Genomic DNA, 26675 nt, shown 5'->3' on the forward strand with positions numbered 1-26675 from the left:
AGCCAGCTCTGCGGCGTTGCGGCGGAACTCCTCGGGATACTTACTTCGACGCCCCATCGCGCGTCCTCCTCCTCGGCTACTGCCAAGTCTGGAGGTGTCCGGCCAGTAGGTGTCACTTCAGGGTGTCCTTATGGTGTCGACACCGCCGGTCACCTCGCCGACCTCGCCGGAGTCCTCGGTGACGGCGCGGGGGTGTGTCATCGTGGGCATGACCGTCCTGGTTCGTTCGCATCGGGCAGGGCGGCACGCACCAGCCGGGCGAGCGGACAAGACAGTGATGGGTGCCTGCTGGCACAGGCTCCTATGAGGTCACAACCGCCGTCTGGTGAGTGCAAGCGAGCCCCGCAGCGGACCGGACGACAGATCCCGTTCAGGACCCGAGGTCAGTCAGCCGTTGGGTCAGACCGACCCGCTGCGGGGCCCACCTACATCCTCACTGTCAGCCGTCGAGCAGCGTGTGGAGCGTGCTGATCCGGCCGTCGGTGACCTGCACGACGTCGGTCCCGGTGACGACCGGATCGCCGTCCGCGGGCCCGAACCGCCAGTCCAGCACGCTCAGTCCGGCCGGGTTCTCCCGGACCCGGTGCAGGGTGAAGACGAACCCGGGCGCGCCGTCGAGCAGCGCCCCCGCCTTCGCCACGACCGCCGCCGGCCCCCGGACGGTGCCGTCCGGATCGTGGAACGCGACGTCCGTGGCGTAGATCTCGTCCCCGGCCCGCGCCCGCGTCGCGGGATCACGCTCGCCGAAGACCTCGAACAGATTGCGCCGGGCGAGCTCGGATGCGGAGGACATGGGAGTTCCCCTCGTTCGTCGGCGGAACACCGAGGATTCGGACGCCCATCCCAGGGCCGCGGCGGCCCGCCTGTCAAGCCGATCACCCGGCGGGGAGCCTCCGAGGTGAGCGGACCCGGCGCGGCACCGGGTCGTCACCCATCCGTCAGGCGGGAGCGGTGTGCATGGAACTCGGTCCGGGCACAGTGCAGGTATGAGTGAGAGCAGCAACCAGCACGCCGACATCTCCTGGCCGCACCCGGCCAGCGAGCACGCCCGGCGCGGCGGGCACTACGCCCCGGCCGACGGCGTCTCCGACCGGCCCGTGGGCGACCACGATCCCCGCCCGGCCGGCGACCGCTCCGCCCGGACCACCTCGCACGCCTGACCGGTCCGCCGGTCGGGATCGGGACGTCACGGAGCGAGCACGGGCACCGCACACCGCGACACCCGGCAGGTCAGGTCCGGCAGGTCAGGTTCGGCAGATGCCCGGACAGCGGCCGAGCGTGCCGTGCAGCGTGACGGTGGTGCCGTCCGGCCCCGGTCGGACGGAGACGTCCTCGGCACAGGCAGTGATCATCAGCAGCCCACGGCCGCGGAAACCGCTGTCCTCGGGCGGGTCCCGCCAGCGGCCGTGGTCGGACACCTCGACGCGTACCCGCGGGCCGGGTCGCTCGATCTCCGCGCGCAGCGTGACGATGCCTCGGGTGCCCTCCGGGTACCCGCCGTAGGCGTGCTCGATGCTGTTCGACACCGCTTCGTTGACCGCCAGCACCAGGTCCGAGGCCGTGTCGCAGGCCTGGTCCGCGCCGCACAGCGACGCCAGCCATTGACCGACCTCCCTGCGCGCGCGGCTTGCGGCGCGCGGCTCCGCGGTCAGTTCCAGGACGAGGTGCGCGGCCATGTGGCGGCATACCCCGCGCGGGGCGCCGGGTAACGCGTGCGGATCGGAACCGGGCGCATCACATCCGCCCGTGCCACCGGCCGGCGGATCCGGTGGGTCCCGCGGTCCGTGTTTCACGATGGTGAGCGTGGGTACCCTCGATCGTTCCGCGCACGTCGCCGTCCGTTCACCAGCACGGGCGGGTCGTGCCATACCGAGTGGATCCACGCTCGGGTGCCGCGCGTGTCGCCGACCCGGTGGTGACGGACCAGGTCCGTCACCACCGGAGGGTCGCCGTGCCGTGGCACCGGCGTGGAGCAGGGGAGGACCGCGTGGCCAAGAAGGACAGCAAGAAGAAGGACAGCACGACCAAGAAGGACGGCAAGGGCAAGAAGGACGAGATCGCGGCCGCCAAGAAGGGCGTGAAGAAGGCTCGCCGCGCGGAGGAGAAGAAGGCCGAGCAGGCTGTTCGCGAGGCGGCCAAGGCGGAGAAGAAGGCCAAGGAGAAGGCCAAGGAGCAGCGCAAGATCCACGAGCGCGCGGCGAAGGCCGAGCGGAAGGCCGCGAAGAAGGCCAAGGCCGCCCGGCTGGAGAAGGTCGCCAGCGCGAAGGCGGCGGAGAAGGCCGAGCGCGAGGCCGCGAAGAAGGCGAGCGAGAAGATCGTCGCCGCGAAGCCGGGTTCGGGGGTCGGCACGCCGGAGACCGACCCGTCGGCGAAGGAGGCGCGCCGGCGCGAGGCCGAGGCCGCGGCCGCCCGGATCGCCGAGGCGGTCCGCCGGAAGGTCAACGGCAGCCGACCGGCGAAGACCGGGCGGTCCTGACCCTGCGACGCTTCTCGTCCCGACGGCGACGCGCCCGGGCCGCACGAGCGGACCCGGGCGCGTCGGCGCCGGAGCGTGCCGACCTGCTCCTGTTGCGCGACGAGGCGTGTATGCGAGAGGGTCGCGCATGTGATCGAGCCGGAGTCGGCAGCTGAGCCGGACCTCAGCCTCCCCAGCGCTGCTCGCGTGTACGACTTCCTCCTCGGCGGAGGGCACAACTTCGCCGTCGACCGCGCGATCGCCGAACGGATCATCCAGGCCGTGCCCACCGCACGGGAGACCGCCGTCGCGAACCGGGCGTTCCTCGGCCGCGCCGTGCGTGCCTGTCTGGACCGGGGCTGCCGGCAGTTCCTCGATCTCGGCTCGGGGATCCCCACGGTCGAACCGGTGCACGAGATCGCCCACCGGTGCGACCCGTCAGCCAGGATCGCCTACGTCGACACCGATCCGGTCGCGGTGTCGATCTCGCGCGACCTGCTCGCCGGTGTCGACCGCGCGACGATCACCGCGGCGGACCTGACCGACCCGGAGGCCGTGCTGTCCGCGCCCGGCGTGGCCGGACTGCTCGACCCGGCGGAGCCCACGGTGGTGCTGGCCGTCTCGGTGCTGCACTACGTCGGCGACGACGAGCTGGTCGCCCGGCTGCTCGACCGGTACTGCTCGGCGTTCGGCCCGGGCAGCATGCTGGTGTTCTCGCACGGCAGCACCGATGTGGACGACCCGGCGGCGGTCACCGGGACGGAGGGCATGCTGCGGCTGGCCCGCGACAGCGGCCATCCGATCGTCCCGCGGGACCGGGCCACGCTGCGCCGCATGACCGCGGGCGTGGACCTGCTCGAACCCGGCCTGGTCGACGTCAGCCGGTGGCGGGTCGACGACCCGGATCCCGGACCCGTCCTCGGCGTGTACGGGCTGGTCGGAACGGTCCGCGGTCAGTCGCGGTAGACCCCGGGACGCTTCTCCAGGTAGGCGGTGACCGCCTCCTGCAGGTCGGCCGAGACCAGCGCGCCGCTGTTCCAGGTGGCGATCTGGTCGAGCCCGTCGGCGACCGAGTGGTCCCGCGCGTAGGTGATCGCGTACTTGGTGCCGCGCAACGCCAGCGGGGACTTCGCGGCCAGCTCGCCGGCCAGCGCGACGACGCCGTGCTCCAGTGCGTCCGCGTCGTCGAACACGCCGTTGACCAGGCGCAGCTCCTTCGCCTCGGTGCCCGACACCGGACGGCAGGTGTAGGCCATCTCCCGGGCGATCCCCTCGCCGACGATCCGCGGCAGCCGCTGCAGCACACCGACGTCGGCGGCCAGACCCATGTCGACCTCCTTCAGCACGAACGACGCGTCGGCCGTCGCGTACCGCAGGTCGCAGGCCACCGCCAGGTCGAGCCCGGCGCCCAGGCAGACGCCGTGCACCGCGGCGATCACCGGCTTGCGGCAGCGCTCGACGGCGGTCAGGCAGTCCTGCAGGTCCAGGATGGTCCGGCGGAGCTTCTCCGCGCCGTGCCCGGGGGAGGGGTCGGACGCGGTCTCCTGGAGCCCGCCCAGCATCGCGACGTCGATCCCGGAGCAGAAGTGCCTGCCGTTGCCGCTGATCACGACCACCCGGGCCGACGGATCGGCGTCCAGGTCGTGCAGCGTGTCGCGCAGGCCGGACCACATCGGCGCGTGCAGCGCGTTCGCCGCCTCCGGGCGGTCCAGGCGCACCCGCGCGATCCCCTCGGCCACCTCGACCGCGATGCCCGTCGGCTCGCCCATGGAGTGCACTCCTTCGTCCGGTGTCGGTTCCGGCCCGAGGCTACCGCGGAGTAACCCTCGGCTGACAGGATGCGCTGGTGCGACGGGGCGGCGGTGTCGGCCGGGGGGACCGGACCTGGTGGGTGGCCTGCGGGCTGCTGTTCGCGACGGCGTTCGGCACGAACGTGCCGACGCCGCTGCTGCTGGTCTACCGGGTCGAGCTCGATCTCGCGCCGAGCACGCTGGCCGCGATCTTCGGGGTGTACGCGCTCGGGCTGGCCCCGTCGCTGCTGCTCGGCGGACCCGCGTCGGACCGGTACGGCCGGACCAGGGTGCTGCTCCCCGCCGCGGTGGGCGTCGCCGGGGCGTCGCTGCTGTTCCTCGGTGGCGCGTCGGCGCTGTGGCTGTTGTTCGCGGCCCGGTTCGTGCAGGGGCTGACGTCCGGCGCGATCTTCTCGGTCGGCAGCGCCTGGCTGCAGGACCAGGCCGGGACGGCCGGTGCCGCGCGGGCGGCGCGGGCCGCCTCGATCGCGCAGACCGCCGGGTTCTGCCTGGGCCCGTTGTGCTCCGGCCTGATCGCCGCCTACGGGCCGTGGCCGCTCGCCCTGCCCTACCTGGTGCACGTCGCGCTGCTGGTACCGGCGGTCCTGGCGGTGCTGCTGGTCGCCGGCACGGCCCGCCCGGTCGCCGACGGACCACGGCGCGGGCTGCTGCCCCGGCCCGGCCTGGACGGGCAGGCCCGGCGGACGTTCGTCCGGGTCGTGGTGCCGACCGCGGTGTGCGTGTACGCGTTCCCCTCGGTGGCGGTGACCGTGCTGCCGCTGCTGCTGCCCGGGATCACCGGGCTGGTCGCCCTCACCGGGTTGCTCGCCGCGCTCACCCTCGGCACCGGGACGCTCGTGCAGCCGTTCGCGCACCGGCTCGGAGCGCGCACCGGACCGGTCGGGGCGGGGCTCGGCGCGCTCGGGTTCCTCTGCGGCGCGCTCGCCGCGCCCACCGGGTCGGTGCTCGCCGTCGCGGCCGCCGGGGTGCTCCTCGGCGCCGGCGGTGGGCTGTGCCTCAACGCCGGGCTCACCCTCGTCGGGCGGCTGGCACCGGCGTCCGGCCGGGGTGCGGCGAACGGGGTGTTCTACACCGCGGCCTACGTCGGCTTCGCGATGCCGTTCCTCGCGACCGCGTTCGTGACGGTCGAGGCGCTGGTCTGGCCGCTGCTCACGCTGGCCGCCGTCACCGCCGCGACCGCCGGCTGGCTGACGCTGCGGATGCCTGCCACCGACTGAACCGGTGACCTCGGGGTGCGCCCGGCGTGCGGCGCGCCGACACGAGCCGGGCGCACGGTCCCGCGCGGGACGGGACGGTGGGACCGCATGGCGGGGCCGCCGACCGCCGCGCCCTACGCTCGTCGGGTGCCCGACCTGACCAGCACCGCCAACCCGCGCGTCAAGCAGCTGGTCCGGTTGCGCACCCGCCGGCACCGCGACGCGGCGGGCGTCACCCTGATCGAGGGGCACGACGAGCTCGCGCTCGCGCTGGACGCGGGCGTGCGGCCCACCGAGGTGTACTGGGCGCCCGGCCTGGTCGCCGACCCCGGGCTGCTGGACCGGATGCCCGGGGCCCGGACGTTCTCGGTCAGCCCCGAGGTGTTCGCCCGGATCGCCTACCGGGAGTCCCCGGACGGCTGGCTCGCGGTGGCGCGGGCCCCCGGCGGTCCGCTGGAGTCCCTCGTGCTGCGCCCGGACGCGCTGGTGCTGGTCGCGGAGGGGATCGAGAAACCGGGGAACGTGGGCGCGATGCTGCGCACCGCCGAGGCCTGCGGGGTGGACGCGGTCGTCATCGCGACCGCGGACCGGGCCGGGACCGACTTCGCCAACCCGAACGTCGTGCGGGCCTCGAAGGGGACGGTGTTCGCGGTGCCGGTCGCGTCGGCGTCCTCGGCCGAGGTGCTCGGCTGGCTGCGCCGCAACGGGCTGCGGGTGCTCGTCACGACACCGGCCGGGAGCACCGAGCTGGGCTCGGCCGACCTCACCGGGCCGTCGGCGCTGGTCATCGGCACCGAGGCGACCGGAGTGACCGAGCTGTGGCACGACGGCGCCGACGAGACCGTGGTGATCCCGATGCAGGGCACCGTCAACTCGCTGAACGCCTCGATCGCCGCCGCGGTGGTGCTGTTCGAGGCGGTCCGGCAGCGCCGGGGTACGTCGGCGCGATGACGCGCCGGGCCCTCCCGGCTGCGTAGCCTGCGCGGCATGCCGACCGTGCGTGACGTGCTGGTGGCCGCCGCCGTCGCCGCCGCGGCGGTCACCGGTGCGCTGCTCGGGGAGCCGTCCGGGCGGCCGCTGCTGCCCTGGGGCGGCGCGCTGATCGGGGCCGCGGCGGTGGCGCTGTGCTGGCGCAGCCGGTTCCCGGTGCCGGTGCTCGTCGCGGTGATGGCGCCCACCGCGCTGTACTACTGGCTCGACCATCCGGACGGGCCGGCGTCGTTGCTCGTCGCGGTGGCGGTCTACACGGTCGCCAGCCGGGTGAGCTGGCCGCGTGCCGTGCTGACCGGGCTGCTCGTCGTGCTGGCCTGGGCCGGCACCGAGGTGCTGGTCGTGCGGAGCGCACCGGGTCCGGTCGACCACTACGGCTGGATCGTGGTGACGGTCGCGCTCGGGGTCGCGGTCGGGGCGGTCCGCCGGGCCGCGGAGCTGTCGGCGGAGCAGGCCGAGGAACGGCTCGCGCGCCGTGTCGAGCAGGAGCGGCTGCGGATCGCCCGGGACGTGCACGACGTCGTCTCGCACAGCCTGTCCATGATCGTGGTGCAGGCGGGGGTCGGTGCGCACGTCGCCACCCGGCGCCCGGAGGAGGCGGTGACGGCACTGCTCCGCATCCGGGACGCGGGCACCGACGCACTGCGCGAGCTGCGCGGCACCCTGGAGTTGCTGCGCGACGTCCCCGACCCGTCTGCCGACCGAGCTGCCGGCCCGCCCACGGCCGGCCTCGACCGGCTCGACGAGGTGGTCGGGTCGGGTCGGTCGGCCGGCGTGGAGGTCACCGTGACCGGTGACCCCGGGCCGCTGCCGGACGCGGTCGACCGCACGGCGTTCGCGATCGTGCGGGAGGCGGTCACGAACACCGTCCGGCATGCGCCGGGCGCGTCCCGGGTCCAGGTGTCGGTCGTGCGGGACGCCGGGCGCCTGCACGTGCGCGTCGCCGACGACGGCGGGCCGGTCGAGCACCCGGACCGTCCGCACGGTCAGGGCCTGCGCGGCCTCGTCGAGCGGGCCGAGGCGCTGGGTGGACGGTTACGGGCCGCCCCGGGTGTGGACGGGTTCGTCGTCGAGGCAGAGCTGCCGGTCGGGAGGAGGACGTGAGCGCGGTCGCCGAGGACGTCCGGGTGCTGCTCGCCGACGACCAGCCGCTGATCCGGGCCGGGTTGCGGGTGCTGCTGGAGACCGAGCCCGGCTATGCGGTCGCCGGCGAGGCGGCGGACGGGGCGCATGCGGTCCGGCTGGCCAGGGCGCACCGGCCGGACGTGGTGCTGATGGACGTCCGGATGCCCGGCACCGACGGTCTGGACGCCCTGGAGACGATCACCGGCGATCCCGCCCTCGCGGGCACCCGGGTGGTCGTGCTGACGACGTTCGATCTCGACGCCTACGTGTACCGGGCGCTGCGCGGCGGCGCCAGCGGCTTCCTGCTCAAGGACACCGAGCCGGTCGCGTTGCTGCGCGCGATCGACCTGGTGCACGCCGGCGAGGCGCTGCTCGCACCGTCGGTCACCCGGCGGTTGATCACCGAGTTCGCACGCCTGCCCGCGGCCGAGCCGCCGGGGGCGGACCGGCTCGCGGTGCTCACCCGGCGCGAGCGGGAGGTGCTGACGCTCGTCGGTGCCGGCCGGACCAATGGTGAGATCGCGTCCGAGCTGGTGATCAGCCCGGCCACCGCGCGGACCCACGTGGGGCGGCTGCTGACCAAGCTCGACGCCCGGGACCGGGTGCAGCTCGTGGTGATCGCGCACGAGGCGGGGCTGGTCGGCCGCCGCTGAGCCTTGCCGCGCCCACCCGCCGAGATGCAGCTCAGCGGGCCCCACCGTGGCGCCCGAGCCCCCTGAGCTGCATCTCGGCGGACCCGGAGGAAGGGTCGGGGACCTACGTCGGTGCGCGTAGCGACAGGTGACGTCGCCGCGCCGACGCGCCGGACCCGGTCGGGCGGCGAGGCTCGTGGCCATGACCCGACGGATCGGACGCCGCACCTTCCTCGGCCTCGCCGGCGCCGCCGCGGGCGGGCTGCTGCTGGGCGGCTGCTCAGGCGTCCCGGCGTCCCGGCTGCCCGCCCCGGCGCCGCGGCCGCTGGCGATCCCGCCGCTCGCGTCCGGGACGCGCCGGGGCGGGGTCCGGACGTTCGCGCTGACCGCCGCGCCCGGGACGAGCGCGTTCCATCCCGGGGTGGGCACCCCGACCTGGGGCTACGGTGTGGCGTTCGGCGGGCCCACGCTGCGCGCGACCCGCGGGGAGCGGGTCCGCGTGCACGTCACCAACGGCCTGCCGGAGACCACGTCCACGCACTGGCACGGCATGACCCTGCCCGCCGAGCACGACGGGGGCCCGCACTCCCCGATCGAGCCCGGAGCCACCTGGAGCCCGGAGTGGACGATCGAGCAGCCGGCGGCGACCCTCTGGTACCACCCGCATCCGCACGGTGCCACGGAGCGGCACGTGCACCGCGGGCTGGCCGGGCTGTTCCTCGTCGACGACCCGGAGGGCGCGCCCCCGCTGCCGCACCGCTACGGCGTCGACGACGTCCCGCTCGTCGTCACCGACCGGACCTTCACCGCGAGCGGGGCCTTCGACACGCAGCGGCGCAGCGCGCACGGCCTGGTCGGCGAGACGCTGCTGGTGAACGGGACCGTCGCGCCGTACCTGGCGGTGTCGTCGTCCCGGATCCGGTTGCGGGTGCTCAACGCCTCTCCGGCCCGTTGCTACCGGTTCGCCCGGTCCGACGACCGTCCGATGGTGCTGGTCGGGACCGACTCCGGGCTGCTGGCGGCACCGCGGACGGTGTCCTCGGCTCTGCTCACCCCCGGTGAGCGGGCCGAGCTGCTGCTCGATCTCGACCCGGGGCGCCCGGTGACGCTGCGGTCGCTGCCCCAGGATCTCGGGGCGGTGTCCGGCACGGAACGCTCGATCGGGGCGCAGGACACCCTCGACGTCCTGCAGATCCGGCCGGCCGGCGTCCTCGAACCCGCTCCGCCACTGCCGGACGCGCTGCCGCACGAGCCGGGTCCGGACGAAGCCGCGGCGACCGGGGTGCGCCGGTTCACCCTCGGCAACGACGTGATCAACGGGAAGGCGATGGACATGACCCGGATCGACGAGGTCGTCCACACCGGGGCCGTCGAGATCTGGGAGCTCGTCAACGTGCACTCCCGTCCGCACAACATGCACGTGCACGACGCCCGCGGCCAGGTGGTCGAGGCCGGCGGCCGGGCGGTCCCACCGGCGGAGCGGACCTGGAAGGACACCGTGTACGTCCCGCCGCGGACGACGGTGCGGGTGCTCCTGCGGTTCGGGCGCCACCCGGATCCGGAGCGGCCGTTCATGTACCACTGCCACCTGCTGTACCACGAGGACCAGGGGATGATGGGGCAGTTCGTGCTCGTCCGCGAAGGCACCGATCCGGGCTCGGTCCCGCGCAATCTCGGTGGACACGGCGCGCACGGGGGGCACGGCGGTGGGCACGGTGGGTGAGCGCGCGCGGATGCTCGCGACGGTCCCGTTCCGGGTGTGGGCGGTGCTGCACGGGGTGCTGGTACTGGCCCAGGTAGGCCTGGCCGGTGTGCTGCTCGACGCGGCCCTCGGCGCCCTTGCCTGGCACGGCGGGATCGGCGGGTCGCTGATCCTGGTCGCGACGGTGCAGACGGTGCTCGCGGTACCCGCCGCGTGGCCCGGACGGATGCCGGTGTGGCCGGTCGCGGTGAGCGCGGTCCTCGTCGTCGCCGACACCGCACAGGTCGCCGTCGGGCACCTCGGGCTGCTGGCGGTGCACGTGCCGCTCGGGATGTCGATCGTCGTCGTCCAGCTGGCGGTCGCGGTGCGGGCCGTGCTGCCCGCCGCGGTCCGGCGCCCCCGTTCGAGTGCCGCCGGGCCGGGACTCAGCGGGCAGGGACTCAGCGGGCCGGGATGACCGGGCCCTCCCACCGGGTGGTGCCCCGGCGCAGCTCCGCGCGTTCCATCCGGACGGCGACGTACAGCGCGGCCAGCCCGAGCAGCGGCAGCACGGTCGCGACGGCCGCCGGCGAGGTCCAGCCCCAGCCCGCGGCCAGGACCAGCCCGCCCAGCGCCGCCCCCAGCGCGTTGGCGACGTTGAACGCCGCGTGGTGCAGCGCCGCGCCCAGGGTCGGGCCGTCCCGGCCGGCGTCCATCAGGCGGGTGGCCAGCGCGGGCGTGGTCGCCGTCGTGGTGAACGCCAGGGAGAACAGGGCGGCCAGCGCCATCACCACCGACGACGCCGTCACCGCGAACACCGTCATCGACACCGCGGCCGAGCCGAGCCCGGCGGCGATGGTGCGCACCGGGGCGATCTCGGCGAGCCGCCCGCCCACCTGGTTGCCCAGCGTCATGCCGAGCCCGAACACCGCGAGTGCCACCGGTACCGCGGCCTCGGCCAGCCCGGACACCTCGGTGAGCACCGGGGTGATGTAGCTGTAGACGGCGAACGAGCCACCGAAGCCGGTCGCGATGACCGCCATCGTGATCCACACCTGGCCCCGGCGCAGCGCCGAGAGCTCGGCGAGCACCGAGCCGCGGTGCCCGTCGCGCACGTCCGGGACGAGCCACCAGACAGCGGTCATGGTGACGGCGGCGATCGCGCCGGTCGCCAGGTAGGCGGCAGGCCAGCCGGCGGCCTGGCCGAGCCAGGTCGCACCCGGGACCCCGACCACGTTCGCGATCATCAGCCCGCTCATCACGGTCGCGATCGCCCGCGGGCGGCGTTCGCGGGGAACGAGCGAGGCGGCGAGCACCGACGCCGTCCCGAAGTAGGCACCGTGCGGGAGCCCGGCCAGGAACCGGGTGGCGACGAACGTGCCGAACGTCGGCGCGAACGCCGAGGCGATGTTGGTCAGCGCCAGCGCGCCGGCCAGTGCCAGCACCAGGTGCTTGCGCGGCCATCGGGCACCGAGCACGGCGAGCACCGGTGCGCCGATGACGACCCCGAGCGCGTAGGCGCTGATCGCGGTACCGGCCTGCGGGACCGTGACGCCCAGGTCGGTGGCGAACGCGGGCAGCAGACCCATCGAGGCGAACTCGGTGGTGCCGATGGCGAGCCCGCCCAGCGCCATCGCGAACAGCGCCGGGCCGGCCCCTCCGGTGGTGGGAGAGTGGTGAGAAGATGTGGAGCCAGTTTTCATCGCCCCACGAGAATAAAGAGTGCAGGCCTGGAGGTGTCAAACGAGATGGCGTCGGTGTCAGCCGGTTCACGTCCCGGACGCGCCGAGACCGATCGTTGGCGGGCCACCGCCGAGGTGCTCGCGGAGATCCGGCGTGAACCGGGGCTGACCCGGGTGGAGCTGGCCCGGCGACTGCGCCTGGGCGGCGGTTCCGCCACCGAGATCACCGGCCGGCTGCGCGGGCTGGGCTGGATCACCGAGGAGCGGGCACCCTGCGAGGGGCGTGGTCGCCCGACGACCCGGTTGGTCCCGAACCCGGGCGGGCCCGCGGTCGTCGCCGTCGACGTGCGGTTCGAGGGCTGGCGGGCCGGGTTGGTCGGGCTGGGCGGCGAGCCGGTCGCGGTTCGCTCCGGGCGGCACGCGCGCCGGGAGCCGGACGCGGTCGCCGCCCAGCTGGACGGGTTGGTGGGGGAGCTCGTCGCCGAGCACCCGGGGCCGGTCGCCGCGGTCGGGATCGGCGTCGCGGCGACGCTGCTCGACGAGCACCTCGCCCAGGCCGCCGGGCAGGGCTGGAGCCCGTTGGACGTCCGCCGGATCGGTGCCGGCCACGGCGTGCCGGTGCTGGCCGGCAACGACGCGAACCTGGCCGGTGTGGCGGAGGTCCGCGACGGTGCCGCGGCGGGGGCCGGTACGGCGCTGTTCCTGACCGTCGAGGTCGGGATCGGCGGGGCGTTGCTGTTGCGCGGACGGCCGCAGGCCGGCTCGCGGGGAGCGGCCGGGGAGTTCGGGCACCTGCCCTTCGGCGATCCGGATCGCGGTTGCCCGTGCGGGGCCCGCGGATGCTGGAACTCCGAGGTCGACGGACGGGCGCTGGCGCGGATGCTCGGCGAGCCCGAACCCGACGACCCGCACGGCTCGGCGGTCGTCGTGCTGGAGCGCGCTGCGGCGGGGGAGCAGCGCGCGGTCCGGGTCGTCGAGCACGCCGCCGCCCGGTTCGCGGCCGGGACCGCCGGCCTGGTCAACGCGCACGATCCGGAGATCGTGGTGCTCGGCGGGCTGGGGACGGCGCTGCGCCGGGCCGCGCCGGACCGGTTCACCGAGGCCTATCGCGCCGGCTTGATGACCTTCCATCGGGAGAGCCCGCCCGCGGTCGTCGACGCCGCGCACGGTGCCGAGGGGGTGCTGCGCGGCGCCGGGGCGATCGCGCTGGACCATGCGACGTCCCCGGCCGGGCTGGCCGCGCAGGCGTAGCGGAGGCCGCGCCGGCCCGGTCCGGTGACCGCCCGGCGGTGATCCGCCCCCGAATGTCACGATCCGACCATCGGAACACTTCTCCGCGCTGCGCGCGGCGCGCTCCCCGGGTAGTTTCCTCCCACATTCCTGGGAGGGAACCCGAAATGATCATTCTTGGCATTGTTCTGCTGCTGGTGGGCTACTTCACCAGCATTCCGCTGGTCACGACGATCGGCACGATCCTGGTCGTCATCGGCGTCATCCTGCTCATCCTCGGTGCGATCGGCCGGCCGGTCGGTGGTCGTAAGGCCTGGTTCTGACCAGGCCGGTCGCGATCGGGGCGGAACCCGCCCGTCGCTCGGGAGCGACCGGCGGCGCAGCCGTGCAGGGAGTGCGGCCCCGGCCCGGCCGGGGTGGCACCCGCTGCCGTGTATCAGGTTGAAAACGTCCCGCGAATCAGTGTTCCGGGCCGGGCCGAGCGGGTAGTCGAGCGTCCTTTCCCGCGGTCCGGATCATGAATTGCCCGGGGCCGTCGGGAGTCCGAGCAGGCGGCGTGCGGAAAGCGGGTCCGCGGGGGTCGCGCCCACCCGGTCGAGGACTCGCAGCGCGTCCTCCAGCAGCTCCCGGTTCGACGGGGTCCGGTGGCCCGCGTGGTCCTCCAGCCCGACCCGCAGATGCCCGCCCCGGCGGACGGCGAGTTCGGCCAGTCCGGACGCCACGACGTCACCGCCGAGCACCGCGACCGACCACGGCAGACCGGAGGGCTCGAGCAGCTCCAGGTAGGCCTCCAGTGCGGCCCGGGTCGGCGGCAGGCCGAACTGCAGCCGGTCGGCGAAGTACAGCTTCACGATCGCGCCCGGCGGCACCCTGCCGTGCCGGTGCAGGGTCAGCGTGGTGCGCAGGAATCCCGGTTCGAAGATCGAGATACTCGGCCCGGCCCCCAGCTCGGCGGTGCGCGCGAACATGTACTCCGTGTCGGCGAACGAGTTCTGGTAGGGCTCGGGCGCCGCGCTCTCGGGGCAGCTGCCGTCGTCGAGCAGGCCCACGTTCACCGAGCCCGGGTCCACCAGCGTCAGGCCGCCCATCCGGCGCCGTGCCAGTTCCTCGACGTGTGCCCACCGGCGTTCGACCGGGATGCCGCGGGCGCCGGCCGCCATCGTCGGGTAGAGCAGGGCGGCCGGGTGCCGGTCGAGCACCGGCCGCCATGCGGTCAGGTACGGCTCGACCGCGTGCACCCCGTCGGCGGTGAACATCAGTTCGTCGTTGTGGTTGTGCACGATCGCCGCGCCGCGGCCGAGCACGTCCAGCGCCTGCTCGGTGATCTCCTCGGGCGCCCGCGGGACGTGCGGGTTCCGGTCGCGGGTGGTGGTGCCGTTGAGCGCCACTTCCAGGATCACCGTCGAGTCCACCCGGGCAGCATCGCCGGATCCGGTCCCGGGCGCACCTCCTCGGGCGGCGGGAGGGCCGGGTCGTAGGCTCGTCGCCGTGAAGGGTGCTCCGCGGTCACGGCGTGGACGACCCGGTGCCCGCGCCGGTGTCGGCGTGGGCGTGGGCGCCGCCGCGCTCGTGCTGCTGGCGGGTTGCGGGGACACGCCCGGCCCGCTCACCGACGGGCCACCGGGTGCCGCCCCGGCCGACGGGTTGGCCAGGATCGTCGAGCTGACCGGGGACCGGATCGGCATCGCCGAACGGGCCGCCGCCGGGGACGCCCCGGTGGAACCGTGGGCCGAGGCCGAGGCCGAGGCCGGGGCCGAGCGCGCCGGAGTCGACGCGGAGTGGGCGGCACGCGTGTTGGCCGACCAGCGCGCGGCCGCCGACCAGGTGCGCGACGGCCTGCGGCAGCGGTGGGCCGAGCGTCCCGAGCTCCGGCCCGCCGAGCGGCCCGATCCGGTGCAGCTGCGTTCCGAGCTGGACCGCCTCGACGAGGAGCTGCTCGCGGCCCTGCGGGTCGCGGCCCCGGCCCGGGTGCACGAGGACTGCCCCAGCTCGCTCGCCCAGGCCGCGGTGGCCCGCGCCGAGGGGCTCGACGACCTGCACCGCTCGGCGCTCGGTCGCGGCCTGATGTCGATCTGCGACGGCACCCCGGACTGACCCGGCGCCCGTGACGGTCGTGTTTCCGTCGGCGACAAGTATTGCGTACCCGGATAGTACGTGCTCGGATTAATAGACGAGTCATGGAGGTGGCCAGGATGGACCAGAACCTGTTCAACGACATCTGTCTGCAGCAGCTGACGCTGTCCGGGGTGCACGAGGGCGAGACCGTCGTCGTGCTGACCCGGGGCGGCGAACGCGGCGCCTACGCCGACGCCTTCCTGTGGGCGATCCAGCGCCTCGGCGCGACCGGGTACCACATGCGGCTCCCGTCCCCGGCGAGCGCGGCCGGGGCGTGGGCGGTCGGCGACTCCGGGCTCGGGAACATTCCGCTCGCCGTGGAGGCCCTCAAGGCGGTCGACATGGTCGTGGACTGCACGTTCCTGCTGTTCTCGCCCGAACAGTTCGCCATCCAGGACGCCGGGACCCGGATCCTCACCGCCGTCGAGCCGCCCGAACTGCTGGCCCGGCTGATGCCGACCACCGAGCTGCGCGAGCGCGTCGAGGTCGGGGCCGAGTTGCTGGCCAAGGCCTCGACCATGCGGATCACGAGCCCGCACGGCACCGATGTCACCTACCAGCTCGGCATGTACCCGACGATGTCCGAGTACGGCTACACCGACACCCCCGGCCGCTGGGACCACTGGCCGGCCGCGTTCGTGTTCACCGGTGGGTCCGACACCGGCGTCGACGGCAAGATCGTACTCGCCCCGGGGGACGTGCTGCTGCCGTTCAACACCTACGTGCAGACCCCGGTCGAGATCACCATCGAGGAGGGGTTCATCCGCGACATCCGCGGCGGCGCCGGCAGCAGCGGCCTCGACGCCGACCTGCTGCGCTCCTACATCGAGAGCTTCGACGACCCGCGTGGCTACGGCATGAGCCACGTCGGATGGGGGCTCGACGAGCGCGCGCACTGGCACGGCCTGACCCAGTTCCCCGGCGGGATGGGGATGGAGCTGCGCAGCTTCTACGGCAACGTGATGTTCTCGATCGGCCCGAACAACGAGCTCGGCGGGCCGAACGACACCGCCTGCCACTTCGACATCCCGATGCGCGGCAACTCGCTCCACCTCGACGACGAGCTGATCGTCGACGCCGGCGAGCTCACCGTGCCGGAGATGCGGCCGGTGAACCGCCGATGAGCCGGGACCTGCACGTGGGGATGATCGTCCCCAGCTCGAACCTGACGATGGAGACCGAGCTCCCGCGGATGCTGGCCGCGCGCGAGGCGGAGATCCCCGGCGAGCGGTTCGTCTTCCACGCCGCCCGGGCCCGGATGCAGCACGTGACCCCGGAACAGCTGCGCGCGATGAACGCCCAGGCGCAGCGGGCCGCGGCCGAGCTGGCCGACGCCCGCCCGGACGTCGTCGCCACCGCCTGCCTGGTCGCGATCATGGCGCAGGGGCCCGGTTACCACTGCACCGCCGAGGACGACATCACCGCCGCGCTGCGGGCGGAGGGTTCGCAGGCCTCGGCGGTGTCCAGCGCCGGTGCGCTGCTGTCCGGGATCTCCGCGCTCGGCGCGCAGCGGGTCGCGATCATCACCCCGTACATGGAGCCGCTGACCCGGGCCGTCGTCGACTACCTGGAGGATGCGGGCGTCGAGGTCGTCGACTCGCTGTCGCTGCAGGTGCCGGACAACCTCGCCGTCGCCCGGCTCGATCCGGCCGACCTGCGCGAGCACTGGCGCAAGCTGGACCTGGCCCGAGCCGACGCGCTGGTGCTGAGCGCCTGCGTGCAGATGCCGTCGCTGCCCTCGATCCAGCCGGTGCAGGACGAGGTGGGCATCCCGGTGCTCTCCGCCGCGACCGCGACGACCCACCGGATCCTCACCGAGCTGGGTCTGGAGCCCCGGGTCCCGGGCGCCGGGGCGCTGCTCGCCGGCTGACCCCGCACCACCCGCTCCGGCCCGCGCCACCCTCCCGGCGCGGGCCGGTCCGCTCCCGGGACACGAACCATGATCCGCGTCCGGGGAGTCCAGGAGACCGATACGCGCAGCTGCGCTCCCCGAACAGGGATCATGAACCGTGGGGCGGGGCGCTGCCGGTCAGCCGACGAGCGGCTGCAGCGCGGTGCGCAGCAACCGGCGTGCCCCGGCGGGGTTGTCCCAGAAGACCATGTGCCCGGCGTCGGGCACCTCGACGAGTTCGGCACGCGGGTTGGCCGCGGCGATCTCGGTGACCCCGGCCGCGGTCACGACGGGTGAGTCCGCGCCGAACAGCACGGTCGTCGGTGCGGGCACCGAGGGCCAGGTGTCGAAGAAGTCCTCGTTCTCGAACCCGGCGTGGGTGGCCCGGATCGCCGCCTCGTCGCAGGAGGACAGCCAGCGGGCCCGCAGTTCCTGCTCGGCGCGCGGCCAGCGCGGCCAGGCCTTCGCGACCTCGTCGGCGTCGGTGCCGCGGACGGCCTCGGCGAGCTGGCCGAGGAACGCGTCCAGCGTGGTCGGGTAGGGCCCGCGGCCGGGCCCGGACAGCGGCGGGTCGACCAGCACGGTGCCGCGCAGGGGGCGTGCCACCGCGGTGGCGGCGGCGATCCGTGCGCCCATCGAGTGCCCGAGCAGCACCGGCTCGGAGCCCAGGTCGAGCTCGGACAGCACGGCCAGGGTGTCGCCGACGTAGTCGTCGAGGGTCCAGGACGTTCCGGAGTCGGACAGTCCACGGCCGCGGACGTCGAGCACCAGCGGCCGGCACAGGTCGTTCACCTCGCGGGCGACGAAGTCCATGGTGATCGCCGGGCTGGTGATGCCGGGCAGGAACAGCACCGGCGTGCCGGTGCCCTCGTAGTCGAGCACGTGCAACCGGAGATCACCGTTGCGCACCCAGCGGGACACCGCCGCGACGTCGGCGAGATCGGCCAGGGCGTCCTGGCGGACCTGACGGGTGGTGAGCGTGCCGGTCATGCGAGTCCCTTCAGGTGTCCCACGGCGTCGTCGAGGTCGACGACGTCTCCGTACTTGGCCGCGATGTCGAACAGGTTCGCCTCGTGCGGGCCCGCCGCCCGGTCGCCGACGCAGTCGCGCGGCACCAGCACCCCGAACCCGGACTGGACGGCGTCGACGGCGGTCGCGCGCACGCAGCCGCTGGTCGTGGCCCCGCACACCAGGACCGTGTCCACCCGGGCGGCGGTGAGGAACGAGGCGAGCCCGGTGTCGAAGAACGCCGAAGCGCCCTTCTTGGTGATCACGTTGTCACCCGCCCCGACGGGCAGGCGGTCGTCGAGGGCGACGGCTGCGGAGCCCTCGGTGAGGCCGCGCAGTCCGGGGGCCTTGGTCAGCCAGGGGAGCGTGTCCAGCTCGGCGGGGGTGTAGGCGATCGTGGTCCAGACGACCGGGACGCCGGCCGGGCGGGCCGCCTCGACCAGCGTCGTGGTCGCGGCGACCACGTCGGACAGGTCGGCGCCGGTCGGGTACGCCGGGTCGGTGAACCCGGCCGTCAGGTCCACCACGACGATCGCGGGCCGCTCGCCCCGGCGGGTCGTCGCGCCGAACCCGGCCCGGTCGTAGGTCGCGTCGGTCTCCGCCCCGTGCAGGCCGGGATCGGGGGTGCTCATGGGGTGCTCTCCAGGGTCGGGTCGGGTGTGCCTGCCGCGGTGTCGAGTACGCCCTGCAGGGCCGCGCGGCGGCGGGACGCGCAGTCCCCGATCGCGTCAACGATGGTCTCGTAGCCGGTGCAGCGGCACAGGTTCGAGGCGACGACCTCGCGGATCTCCTCGCGTGTCGGGTCCGGTTCCTCGGCGAGGAACCCCTCGGCGAGCATCAGGAACCCCGGCGTGCAGAAGCCGCACTGCAACCCGTGGTGCTCGCCGAAGCAGCGCTGCAGGTCGGACAGCTCGCCGTCCGGTGCGGACAGCGACTCGACGGTGCCGATCGCGGCGTTCTCCACCTGCACCGCGAACAGCAGGCAGGCCCGCGCGGGCTCACCGTCGACGAGCACCGTGCAGGCCCCGCAGATGCCGTGCTCACAGCCGATGTGGGTACCGGTGAGTCCCAGGTCGTGGCGGAGCACGTCGGCGAGCGTGCGCCGGGGCGGGATCACCAGCTCGTGGCGCTCCCCGTTGACGGTCAGCTCGACCAGCTGCACATCGGTCATCTCGCCTCCTGGAGGGCCTCGGCCGGACGGTCGGTGTCCGCTGTCCGGTTCAGTGCACTGTGGATCGTGGAGCGGGTGATGGGGGTGTGGTCCAGCTCGACGCCGGTGTGCCGCAGCGCGTCGTTGACCGCGTTGAGCACAGCGGCCGGGGCGCCGATGGTGCCACCCTCACCTGCGCCCTTCGCCCCGTTCGCGGTGAACGCGCAGGGCGTCTCCAGGTGCTCGATGCGCACGTCCGGGATCTCGGCGGCGGTCGGCACCTTGTACTCCATGAAGCTGGGTGCCAGCGGCTGGCCGAGCTCGTCGTAGGTGACCTGCTCGAACAGCGCCCCCGCGATGCCCTGCGCGATGCCGCCCCGCGCCTGCCCCTCGACGACCCGCGGGTGGATGGCGACACCGCAGTCCTCGACGCAGACGTAGCGCAGGATCTCCACGCCGCCGGTGCCCGGGTCGAGTGCGACGACGCAGCCGTGGGTGGCGTTGGAGAAGGTGCCGTCGCCGCCGACGTCGAAGCTCGCGGTCGCGGTGAGCCCGGGGCCGACGTCCTTGGGCAGCAGGTGCGAGCGCAGGTAGGCGACGTCGGCGAGCTCGGCGAAGGGGAACGTCCGGTCGCCCACCCGCACCCCGCCGCGCCCGTCCAGCGCGGCCGACTCCACGTCGGCATCGGCGAGGTGGGCGGCGAGCGCGCACAGCTGGTCGCCGAGCTTGACCGCCGCGGCGGCCGCGGCGGAACCGCCGATGGTCACCGAGCGGGACGCGAACGAACCCCAGCCGTAGGTGATCCGGTCGGTGTCGCCCTGCACGACCTTGACCTTGTCGTAGCCGATGCCGAGCCGGTCGGCGACGATCTGGGCGAACGTCGTCTCGTGGCTCTGGCCGTGCGACAGGGTCCCGGTGGTCACGCTGACCGTGCCGTCGAGGTCCATGGTGATCTGCGAGAGGTCGAAACCGGGGACCACCTGCATCTTGCGCTGTGCGAACGCCCCGGAGCCGTAGCCGGTGCGCTCGGAGAAGCAGGCGTAGCCGATGCCGAGGATCCGTCCGTCGTCCGGCGTGCGGCCGGGCCAGCCCTCCTCGCGCAGCACCTGCTCGCACAGGTTCAGCGACTCCAGGTAGGAGCCGGGATCGTAGGTGATGTTGTTGACGCCGCGGTACGGGAACTCGGTGATCAGGTTCCGCCGCCGGACGTCCAGCGCGTCGATGCCGAGCGAGCGGGCGGCCCGCTCCATCAGCCGTTCCATCACCATCACGTACTGCGGGCGGCTGACCCCGCGGTACGGCGCGGTCGGCGCCTTGTTGGTGGTCACGGCCCGACCGCGGACCCGGTAGGCGGGCACCCGGTAGACGCCGGGCATCTCGGCCGAGGCCATCAGCGGCTCGATGCCGGCGGTGAACGGGTAGCAGGAGTAGGCGCCCATGTCACAGACGACGTCGGCGTCCAGCGCCAGGATCTCGCCCTCGGCCGAGAACGCGGCGCGGGCGGTGTAGTGCTGCTCGCGGGCCAGGAAGCTCGCCGTCAGCGCCTCCCGCCGGTCCTCGATCCACTTCACCGGGCGGCGCAGCACGCGGGCGGCCGCTGCGGCGGCGATCTCCTCGCGCCCGACGACGCACTTCTGCCCGAACCCGCCGCCCATGTCGGGGACGGTGACCCGGACCTGCCGCTCGTCCAGCCCGACGCACCGGGCCAGCACCGTGCGGACCTGGTGCGGGACCTGGGTGCAGGTGCGCACGACCAGTTGTTCGTCGCGGTCGTCCCAGTCGGCGACGACGCCGCGGGTCTCCAGCGGCAGCGCGTTCTGCCGCCCGGTGCGGGCCTCGACGGTGACGACGGTGTGGGCGCCGGAGAAGATCGCGTCGATGCCCTCGGTGGCGAACAGCGACACGTCGACGAGCACGTTGCCGGGTGCCTCCTCGTGCACCGGTGGTCCGGCCGCGGCCAGCGCGGCGGCCTCGGTGACGACCGGGTCGAGGGGCTCGTAGTCGACGAGCGCGGCCTCCACCCCGTCCTCGGCGGCGTACGGGTCGGTGGCGAGGACGACCGCGACCGGTTCACCGACGAACCGGACCTTGTCCCGGGCGAGTACCGGCATCGAGGTCGGCGTGAACTCCTCCGCCGGCCGGTCGAGCAGCGCGGTGATGTCGCCGAGATCGAGATCGGCCGCGTCGAACGCGGCGACGACCCCTGACACTCCCCGGACCTCGGTCAGGTCGACCGAGGTGAGCAGAGCATGGGCCTCGGTGCTGCGGACGAACGCGGCGTGCAGCATCCGGGGCAGCGTGATGTCGTCGACGAACCGGCCACGCCCGGTGAGCAGGCGCGGGTCCTCGCGGCGCGGCACGGACGCGCCGACCCAGGCGCCGTCGCCGCGCAGGCTCGGCTCACCCATCGGCGGCCCCCGCTCCGGTCGTGCGGTGCACACCCGGGCCGTCGCCCCCGGTGCGGGGCGACCCGGCCTCGGTCCGGGCACGGGCGACCAGGGTGCGGACCAGGCCGCGGCGGTAGGAGGCCGGTGCGCCGGGCTCGTCGCGCAGGTCCGGCACGTCGGCGATCTCGTCCGGGGTGCCGGCGTCGCGCAGGAGCAGCGGGACGGTGCCGACGCCGCCGAGCACGACCGAACCGGTGTCCAGGTCGGCTCCGGCGGCGACGACGGCGAAGTCGCCGCGCCGGTCGGCGTACTCGGTCAGCGCGGCCCGTGGCGCGGGCCGGGGGAACACGATCTCCACGATCACCTCGTCGGGGTCCAGCGCGGTGGTGAAGGGCCCGAGGAAGAACTCGCCGGCCGGGATCTCCCGGCGCCCGGCCGGCCCCTCGGCCACGACGACGGCGTCCAGCAGCACCGCGAGCAGGCACCACTCGGCGGTCGCGTCGGCGTGCGCGATCGAGCCGCCGACGGTGCCCCGGGTGCGGATGGGCAGGTGCCCGACCCAGCGCATCGCCTCCGACAGCACCCGGAAGTCCGGGCCGAGATCGGCCTTCTCGACGGCCCGGTGGGTGGTGAGCGCGCCGATCCGCAGCACGTCGCCCTCGCGGCGGATCCCGGCCAGGCCCGGGACACGGGTGATGTCGACGAGGTGCCCGGGGCGGGCCATCCGGAAGTTCATCATCGCGACCAGGCTCTGCCCGCCGGCGAGGATCTTGGGCTCCTCCGGTCCCAGCTCGCCGAGCAGTCCTACCGCGTCGCGCACCGAGGACGCCCGGTGGTAGGTGAAGGCGGCCGGCTTCACGGCGTCTCCACCGCCGTGCCCGCGGCGCCGCCGTCGACCTTCTGCTCGGTGCCGGTGATCCGGTCCAGCTCCAGGCCCTTGGTCTCCGGCGCGCAGAAGACCATGAAGATCACCGCTGCGACGACCAGCAGGGCCATCACGGTGAACGTCAGCGGCAGCCCGAGGATCGGCCAGAGCAGCGTGCCGAAGATCAGCGGGACGAACCCGGTGACGGCCCGGCTCGACGACGACGCCCAGCCGAAGCCCGAGGCGCGCAGCTCCGTCGGGTAGAGCTCGGAGACATAGGCGTACATCACCGGGATGACGACGAGCGCGAAGAACCCGAACACCGCGATCGTCGCGATCGAGGCCGCCGCCGACTCCATGACCAGCGAGAACACGACCAGCGAGAGCGCGGCCAGCGGCGCTGCGACCCCGATCACCCACTTGCGCCCGACCAGCTCGACCAGCAGCACCGAGGTGATGACGCCCAGGATGCCGACCGCGTTCATGATCGTCGTGGAGGCGAACGCGGCCACCTCTCCCATGCCCTGCGAGCGCAGGATCGACGGCATCCAGGACAGCGCGGCGTAGTAGACGACCATCACCGAGATGAACAGCGACCAGGCGACGCCGGTGATCCGCGGCGAGAACGCCCAGACCATCCTGAGCTGCTCCCCGAGCGCGGCGAGGCCCTTCTTGCGCGAGGTCGTCGCCTCGGGTGCGGTGGTGGTGATGACGTAGGGCTCGGGTGTCGCGCCGGTGCGGACGACCATGTCGTCGATGACCTCGCGGGCCTCGGCCTCACGGCCGGTCCGGGCCAGGTAGATCGGGGACTCGGGCACGCCGCGGCGGACCCAGAACAGCAGCAGCGCGGGCAGCACCATCAGCGCGAGCATCCACCGCCAGTTGCCCTCGACCGGGACGAGGAGGGTGGCCGACACACCGGCCATCGTCGCGCCGATCGGCCACCAGCCGTCCATCGCGGCCAGGATCTTGCCGCGCAGTCGTCTCGGTGAGAACTCGCTGACAATCGCGTAGTCCACCGGGATGCATCCGCCGAGGCCGAGGCCGGCGATGAAGCGCAGCAGCAGGAAGATCTCCCAGTTCGGGGAGAACGCGCCGAGCACCGAGAACAGCGCGAAGATCAGCAGCGTGATGCTGAAGACCTTCTTGCGGCCCATCCGGTCGGCGATCGTGCCGAACATGACGGCACCCACCGCCATGCCGACCAGGTTGGCCGTCGCGACCAATCCGCGCTCACCGGTGGAGAGCCCGAACTCGAGCCCGAGCAGCGGTGTGAGGAAGCCGTTGAGGGCGACGTCCCAGGCGTCGAACATGTAGCCGAGGCCGCCGATGATGAAGATCTTGCCCTGGACTCTCCACCGCCAGGGCAGGTCCTGGACGACCTGGTCTCCGGTACGCATCGTGAGTGCTCCTTAGCGGGCGAACTGGTAGGTGATGGCCTCGTTGTCGGGGTCGTTCAGGGGGGATCCGCGCCACAGCCAGTCGTAGGACAGGTCGGACTCCCCGTCGAAGCGGCGCAGCTTGTCGTCGCGCTCGCGCTGCTCCGGACCGTCGGGAAGGTGGTAGAACGCCATGTTGCGCAGGGAGGCGTCCTGCACCAGGCCGGCGTGTTTGGCCCGCCGCGCCACGTAGCGTGCCAGCGCCCCGTCGATGCCGGCCGGCCCGGCCGCGCCGAGCTCCTCGGCCAGCACGGCGGCGTCCTCCATCGCCTGCGAGGCGCCCTGGGCCTGGTAGGGGAGCATCGCGTGGCAGGCGTCGCCGAGCAGGGCGACCCGGCCGTCGATCCAGACCGGGTCGCGGCGGCGCCGGTACAGGGCGAACGCGGTGACGTCGTCCTTGGCCTTGGACAGCATCGCGGGCACCCGGTCGTCCCAGTCGGCGAAGGCCTCGACCATCTCCTCGGACGACGCCGGTGCCGTCCAGTCCCGCTCGACCTGCTCGGTGCACGGGACGATCGCGACCACGTTGAGGTACTCGCCGCGCCGGATGACGTAGTGCACCAGGTGCTTGTCCGGGCCGTACCAGATCGTCGAGTGGTAGCGGTCGACGAGGAACCGGGTGGCCGGGTCGGTGGCGATCAGGTCACCGGGGATGAGCGCCCGGTAGGCCATCTCGCCGGAGAAGGTGAGCGTGTCGTCGAAGCCGGCCAGGTCGCGGACCGTGGAGCGGATGCCGTCGGCGCCGACGAGGACGTCCCCGGCGAACCGGTCGCCGCGGGCGACGACCGCGACCGGACGGTCCGGCTCGCTGCGGTCGAGCTCGACGACCTGGGCGTCGGTGTGCACCTCGACGACCGGGCCCGGCCCGGTGGGGTGCAGGCAGGCGTCGAGCAGGATCCGGTGCAGGTCGGCGCGGTGGTAGTGCCAGTAGGGGGCGCCGTAGCCCTCGACCACGGACCGGCCGAGCGGGAGCTGGGCGATGATGCTGCCGTCCGCCCACCGGCGCCGGACCTGGTCCTGCGGTTCGGTGTGGATCCGCTCCATCTCACCGCGCAGTCCCAGTCCGATCAGCACCCGGCTCGCGTTCGGCGCGGTCTGGATGCCGGCGCCGACCTCGCCGAGCTGCGGCGCGGCTTCGAGCACGGTGACGCGACAGCCCTGCTGGCGCAGGGCCAGCGCGGCGGTCAGCCCGCCGAGCCCCCCGCCGACGACCGTGACCTGCAGGGACTGGCTCGGTGCCACTGCTACCTCCTCGGATCCGTGTGATGCAGCCCGCATCGGGAACTAATCCGAGCACGTACTATCCGGATACGCAAGAGTTTGCCGACGAGTGAACCGGGACCGAAACGCGGGTTGACCTCCCGTTCACACGGGAGCGGGCTCAGGCCCGGTCGTCGAGCGGGGGGCGCTCGGCGACCGCCTCCCAGTGCGCGCCAAGGGTGTTGAGCAGGCCGGCGATCTCCCGGCGGCGCTCCTCGGGGACGGCGGCGAGGAGTTCCCGGTCCAGCCGGCGGGTCCGGCGGGTCACCTCGGCCAGTGCGGCGGCGCCGTCCTCGGTGAGCGAGAGCAGCTTGCGCCGGGCGTCGTAGGGTGACTCGGTCCGGACGATCAGGCCGCGCCGCTCGAGGCGGCGGCAGACGTCGGCCATCGTCGAGGTGTCCAGCGCGACCGCGCCCGCGAGCGAGCTCTGGTCGGAGCCGGGATAGGCGCGGACCGCGGAGAGCACGGCGAACTGCGGGCCGGTCAGGACGCCGTCGACGTGCCGGTTCCAGGCGGCCAGGTACGCCTGGTACATCCGGCGGGCGCCGTAGCCGGGGGCGGCGACCAGGTCCGCGGGCGGGGTGGCGGACCTCGATCCGCGGCTGCTGGTGCTCGACGGCAGCGTCTCGCCCACTGGACCCTCCGGCGTCGATCCGGCCCGGGCGCCCGGGCCTGCTGGTGTTGATGTTACGTGCCCGGACGATCACGGCACGTGTCGCCTCCGTCGCAGCCGGCGTACCGCCAGGGCGTGCAGCCCGACGTTGAGCACGGCCGGGCCGAAGGCGGCGGGCCACCACAGGATCGCGGGGAGCTGGTCGTAGAGCTCCGGAGTGCTCAGGTGCGGCCACGACCACGGCAGGCCGAGCCCGATCAGCGGGAGGCCGACCAGGCCGAGGCCGATGTTCGCGTCGGGGCCGGCGCCGGCGACCCGGAGCACGCAGAACCCGGCGAGCAGGACCGCCACCAGTGCGGCGTGGGCCCGGACGGTCCACATCGGGCGTCGTTCACGGGTGTGCACCACCGCATGATCCCCGGCCGCTCCGGCGCGGGGTGACTCAGTGCGTGCGCAATCCGTCCACCAGTAGGTCCAGCAGGCGCCCCGCCTGCGCCCGGCCCTGTGGGTCGGCGATCGCCATGCAGATCCCGCTGGTGCCCACGAGCACGTCGGCGGCGTCCACGTCCGCCCGCAGTGTGCCGTCCGCCACGCCTGCCTGTTGGAGCAGGCGCACGGCCTCGACCATCCGCTCGCGGCTCTGCGCGAACGGGTTGCGACCGCAGGCGACCAGTGAGTGCAGCGAGTCCGCGAGGTGCTTCTTGGTGATCACGTAGTCGACGAACCGGTCCATCCACGCGCGAAGCGCCTGATCGGCGGGGAGCTCGGTCAGCAGCTCGCCGGCGGCCGCGCAGAGCCGGTCGAGCTCGTTGCGGTAGACGGCCTCGACCAGCGCGTCCCGGTTCGGGAAGTGCCGGTAGAGGGTGCCGATGCCGACCCCGGCCTCCTTCGCGATGCCGTCGAGCGTGGTGGCCGGGCCGCCGGTGCTCTCCGCGGCGAACGCCCGGACCGCCGCGGCGAGCAGCAGCTCACGGTTGCGTGCGGCGTCCGCGCGCAGCGCGGTGCGGGTGCCGGATCGTCCGGTGCCGGTGGGCATGTCGTGCCTCCTCGAACGCGATCGGCTCCACGATACGGCTTGCAATCCGGAGGGTGCTCCGGATAAAGTTCCGAGCCATACGGAGGATCCTCCGTTTTATACACCCGGA

The 26675-nt window shown here is 73.8% G+C and carries 29 protein-coding genes; 14 read left to right on the top strand and 15 right to left on the bottom strand.

Going from position 1 to position 26675, the window contains the following annotated elements:
* Nucleotides 1-439: 439 nt before the first annotated feature.
* Nucleotides 440-793 (bottom strand): nuclear transport factor 2 family protein, encoded by a 354-nt coding sequence (locus tag AB0J24_RS25360; RefSeq protein ID WP_358685723.1) that lies wholly within the window; start codon nucleotides 791-793, stop codon nucleotides 440-442.
* A 193-nt stretch (nucleotides 794-986) separates the two neighbouring features.
* Between AB0J24_RS25360 and AB0J24_RS25365 the strand changes: the two genes are divergently transcribed.
* On the top strand, nucleotides 987-1160 hold the full coding sequence (locus AB0J24_RS25365; RefSeq protein ID WP_358685726.1) for a hypothetical protein: 174 nt from the start codon (nucleotides 987-989) through the stop codon (nucleotides 1158-1160).
* Nucleotides 1161-1244: 84 nt separating this feature from the next.
* Here the strand turns inward: AB0J24_RS25365 and AB0J24_RS25370 are convergent, their stop codons facing one another.
* On the bottom strand, nucleotides 1245-1676 hold the full coding sequence (locus AB0J24_RS25370) for an ATP-binding protein (protein WP_358685728.1): 432 nt from the start codon (nucleotides 1674-1676) through the stop codon (nucleotides 1245-1247).
* A gap of 311 nt (nucleotides 1677-1987) precedes the next feature.
* Here AB0J24_RS25370 and AB0J24_RS25375 point away from each other — a divergent pair, with 311 nt between their 5' ends.
* Nucleotides 1988-2476: a hypothetical protein gene (locus AB0J24_RS25375; protein WP_358685730.1), complete on the top strand. Its 489-nt coding sequence runs from the start codon at nucleotides 1988-1990 to the stop codon at nucleotides 2474-2476.
* A gap of 129 nt (nucleotides 2477-2605) precedes the next feature.
* Nucleotides 2606-3421, top strand: coding sequence for an SAM-dependent methyltransferase (locus AB0J24_RS25380; protein ID WP_358685732.1), 816 nt, complete (start codon nucleotides 2606-2608; stop codon nucleotides 3419-3421).
* Here the strand turns inward: AB0J24_RS25380 and AB0J24_RS25385 are convergent.
* Complete coding sequence (locus AB0J24_RS25385) at nucleotides 3409-4224, bottom strand: crotonase/enoyl-CoA hydratase family protein (protein WP_358685734.1); 816 nt, start codon at nucleotides 4222-4224, stop codon at nucleotides 3409-3411. The genes AB0J24_RS25380 and AB0J24_RS25385 overlap by 13 nt on opposite strands.
* A gap of 77 nt (nucleotides 4225-4301) precedes the next feature.
* Between AB0J24_RS25385 and AB0J24_RS25390 the strand changes: the two genes are divergently transcribed.
* From AB0J24_RS25390 to AB0J24_RS25415, 6 genes are all read left to right on the top strand, one after another.
* Nucleotides 4302-5483: an MFS transporter gene (locus AB0J24_RS25390; RefSeq protein WP_358685737.1), complete on the top strand. Its 1182-nt coding sequence runs from the start codon at nucleotides 4302-4304 to the stop codon at nucleotides 5481-5483.
* A gap of 126 nt (nucleotides 5484-5609) precedes the next feature.
* A complete protein-coding gene (locus AB0J24_RS25395; RefSeq protein WP_358685739.1) occupies nucleotides 5610-6413 on the top strand; it encodes a TrmH family RNA methyltransferase in 804 nt (267 codons plus the stop codon).
* 36 nt (nucleotides 6414-6449) lie between these two features.
* A complete protein-coding gene (locus AB0J24_RS25400) occupies nucleotides 6450-7556 on the top strand; it encodes a histidine kinase (RefSeq protein ID WP_358685742.1) in 1107 nt (368 codons plus the stop codon).
* Complete coding sequence (locus tag AB0J24_RS25405) at nucleotides 7553-8230, top strand: response regulator transcription factor (protein WP_358685745.1); 678 nt, start codon at nucleotides 7553-7555, stop codon at nucleotides 8228-8230. The genes AB0J24_RS25400 and AB0J24_RS25405 overlap by 4 nt, the downstream gene beginning before the upstream one ends.
* Nucleotides 8231-8411: 181 nt before the next feature.
* The gene (locus AB0J24_RS25410; RefSeq protein ID WP_358685748.1) at nucleotides 8412-9932 is read left to right on the top strand and encodes a multicopper oxidase domain-containing protein; all 1521 of its coding nucleotides are present in this window, start codon (nucleotides 8412-8414) and stop codon (nucleotides 9930-9932) included.
* A complete protein-coding gene (locus AB0J24_RS25415; protein ID WP_358685750.1) occupies nucleotides 9925-10368 on the top strand; it encodes a hypothetical protein in 444 nt (147 codons plus the stop codon). Before AB0J24_RS25410 ends, AB0J24_RS25415 begins: the two co-directional genes overlap by 8 nt.
* Here the strand turns inward: AB0J24_RS25415 and AB0J24_RS25420 are convergent.
* Nucleotides 10352-11593 carry an MFS transporter gene (locus AB0J24_RS25420; RefSeq protein WP_358685752.1) on the bottom strand — a complete coding sequence of 414 codons (1242 nt, stop codon included), beginning with the start codon at nucleotides 11591-11593 and terminating at the stop codon, nucleotides 10352-10354. The two genes, AB0J24_RS25415 and AB0J24_RS25420, sit on opposite strands and share 17 nt — an antisense overlap.
* 45 nt (nucleotides 11594-11638) lie before the next feature.
* On the opposite strand from AB0J24_RS25420, the gene AB0J24_RS25425 reads away from it, so the two are divergent.
* A complete protein-coding gene (locus tag AB0J24_RS25425; protein ID WP_358685754.1) occupies nucleotides 11639-12823 on the top strand; it encodes an ROK family transcriptional regulator in 1185 nt (394 codons plus the stop codon).
* Nucleotides 12824-12969: 146 nt separating this feature from the next.
* The gene (locus AB0J24_RS25430; RefSeq protein WP_358685756.1) at nucleotides 12970-13125 is read left to right on the top strand and encodes a hypothetical protein; all 156 of its coding nucleotides are present in this window, start codon (nucleotides 12970-12972) and stop codon (nucleotides 13123-13125) included.
* Between the two features lie 192 nt (nucleotides 13126-13317).
* On the opposite strand, the gene AB0J24_RS25435 is transcribed toward AB0J24_RS25430, so the two are convergent.
* Nucleotides 13318-14214 carry a 3-keto-5-aminohexanoate cleavage protein gene (locus AB0J24_RS25435; protein ID WP_358685758.1) on the bottom strand — a complete coding sequence of 299 codons (897 nt, stop codon included), beginning with the start codon at nucleotides 14212-14214 and terminating at the stop codon, nucleotides 13318-13320.
* Nucleotides 14215-14290: 76 nt separating this feature from the next.
* Between AB0J24_RS25435 and AB0J24_RS25440 the strand changes: the two genes are divergently transcribed.
* From AB0J24_RS25440 to AB0J24_RS25450, 3 genes are all read left to right on the top strand, one after another.
* Entirely contained in the window at nucleotides 14291-14896 is a 606-nt protein-coding gene (locus AB0J24_RS25440; protein ID WP_358685760.1) for a hypothetical protein, read from the top strand.
* Between the two features lie 98 nt (nucleotides 14897-14994).
* Nucleotides 14995-16041 (top strand): leucyl aminopeptidase, encoded by a 1047-nt coding sequence (locus AB0J24_RS25445; protein WP_358685762.1) that lies wholly within the window; start codon nucleotides 14995-14997, stop codon nucleotides 16039-16041.
* Nucleotides 16038-16787, top strand: a complete 750-nt coding sequence (locus tag AB0J24_RS25450; protein WP_358685764.1) for an Asp/Glu racemase — start codon at nucleotides 16038-16040, stop codon at nucleotides 16785-16787. The genes AB0J24_RS25445 and AB0J24_RS25450 overlap by 4 nt, the downstream gene beginning before the upstream one ends.
* A 159-nt stretch (nucleotides 16788-16946) precedes the next feature.
* Here the strand turns inward: AB0J24_RS25450 and AB0J24_RS25455 are convergent, their stop codons facing one another.
* The 10 genes from AB0J24_RS25455 to AB0J24_RS25500 all read right to left on the bottom strand — a co-directional run bounded on the left by AB0J24_RS25455 (nucleotide 16947) and on the right by AB0J24_RS25500 (nucleotide 26566).
* A complete protein-coding gene (locus AB0J24_RS25455; protein WP_358685766.1) occupies nucleotides 16947-17798 on the bottom strand; it encodes an alpha/beta hydrolase in 852 nt (283 codons plus the stop codon).
* Nucleotides 17795-18448, bottom strand: coding sequence for an isochorismatase family protein (locus AB0J24_RS25460; protein ID WP_358685768.1), 654 nt, complete (start codon nucleotides 18446-18448; stop codon nucleotides 17795-17797). Before AB0J24_RS25460 ends, AB0J24_RS25455 begins: the two co-directional genes overlap by 4 nt.
* Nucleotides 18445-18987, bottom strand: coding sequence for a (2Fe-2S)-binding protein (locus AB0J24_RS25465; protein ID WP_358685770.1), 543 nt, complete (start codon nucleotides 18985-18987; stop codon nucleotides 18445-18447). Before AB0J24_RS25465 ends, AB0J24_RS25460 begins: the two co-directional genes overlap by 4 nt.
* Nucleotides 18984-21374, bottom strand: a complete 2391-nt coding sequence (locus AB0J24_RS25470) for a xanthine dehydrogenase family protein molybdopterin-binding subunit (protein WP_358685772.1) — start codon at nucleotides 21372-21374, stop codon at nucleotides 18984-18986. The genes AB0J24_RS25465 and AB0J24_RS25470 overlap by 4 nt, the downstream gene beginning before the upstream one ends.
* Nucleotides 21367-22212: an FAD binding domain-containing protein gene (locus tag AB0J24_RS25475; RefSeq protein WP_358685775.1), complete on the bottom strand. Its 846-nt coding sequence runs from the start codon at nucleotides 22210-22212 to the stop codon at nucleotides 21367-21369. Before AB0J24_RS25475 ends, AB0J24_RS25470 begins: the two co-directional genes overlap by 8 nt.
* On the bottom strand, nucleotides 22209-23618 hold the full coding sequence (locus AB0J24_RS25480; RefSeq protein WP_358685777.1) for an MFS transporter: 1410 nt from the start codon (nucleotides 23616-23618) through the stop codon (nucleotides 22209-22211). The genes AB0J24_RS25475 and AB0J24_RS25480 overlap by 4 nt, the downstream gene beginning before the upstream one ends.
* 12 nt (nucleotides 23619-23630) lie before the next feature.
* On the bottom strand, nucleotides 23631-24899 hold the full coding sequence (locus AB0J24_RS25485) for an FAD-dependent monooxygenase (RefSeq protein WP_358685780.1): 1269 nt from the start codon (nucleotides 24897-24899) through the stop codon (nucleotides 23631-23633).
* A 139-nt stretch (nucleotides 24900-25038) separates the two neighbouring features.
* The gene (locus tag AB0J24_RS25490) at nucleotides 25039-25452 is read right to left on the bottom strand and encodes a MarR family winged helix-turn-helix transcriptional regulator (RefSeq protein WP_358685837.1); all 414 of its coding nucleotides are present in this window, start codon (nucleotides 25450-25452) and stop codon (nucleotides 25039-25041) included.
* A gap of 168 nt (nucleotides 25453-25620) precedes the next feature.
* On the bottom strand, nucleotides 25621-25938 hold the full coding sequence (locus AB0J24_RS25495) for a hypothetical protein (protein WP_358685782.1): 318 nt from the start codon (nucleotides 25936-25938) through the stop codon (nucleotides 25621-25623).
* A gap of 34 nt (nucleotides 25939-25972) precedes the next feature.
* The gene (locus AB0J24_RS25500; RefSeq protein WP_358685785.1) at nucleotides 25973-26566 is read right to left on the bottom strand and encodes a TetR/AcrR family transcriptional regulator; all 594 of its coding nucleotides are present in this window, start codon (nucleotides 26564-26566) and stop codon (nucleotides 25973-25975) included.
* Between the last annotated feature and the right edge of the window lie 109 nt (nucleotides 26567-26675).

The organism is Pseudonocardia sp. NPDC049635 (genome assembly GCF_040659795.1).
Lineage (GTDB): Bacteria > Actinomycetota > Actinomycetes > Mycobacteriales > Pseudonocardiaceae > Pseudonocardia.